Below are 494 nucleotides of genomic sequence, written 5' to 3'. Positions count from 1 at the left end.
CGTGCACGTCCACCGCGGGGACTTCACCGGCGCGGCGCACCACGCCGACGAGCTGTGCGCCCGGACCGAGCGGCTCGGCGAGCGGTGGATGCGCGCCTGGGCCGGATACACCAGGGCGCTGGCCTCCGTGGGCCTCGGCTCCCCCGCCGAAGCCGCGGTCCATGCCCGCAGTGCGCTGGAGGGCAAGGCGCTGCTCCACGACAGCCTCGGTGCGGTCATGGCCATCGACCTGCTGGCCTCGACGGCCGCCGCCGCGGACCGGGGCAGGCACGCGGCACGTCTGCTCGGCATCAGCCAGCGCATGTGGCAGACCATCGGCCCGTCCCAGCTGGGCATGCCCGAACTGGTCGCCGCCCGCGCGGAGTCCGAGCGCACGATCAGGACGTCCATCGGCGACACCGCGTACGAGGAGGAGTACCGCTCCGGCCTGGCGACCGCCCCCGCCGAAGGCGTCGCCTATGCCCTCGCCGCTCCCCCGGGAGACACCCCCGGGT

1 pseudogene is annotated in these 494 nt (G+C 75.3%); it reads left to right on the top strand.

Features of this window, described 5'->3' with window-relative positions:
- Positions 1-494, top strand: a pseudogene (locus AOK03_RS43335) (hypothetical protein); the annotation flags it as partial.

It is taken from the genome of Streptomyces atriruber, assembly GCF_001418325.1.
GTDB lineage: Bacteria > Actinomycetota > Actinomycetes > Streptomycetales > Streptomycetaceae > Streptomyces > Streptomyces atriruber.
This window is presented reverse-complemented; position numbering and strand designations above follow the sequence as displayed.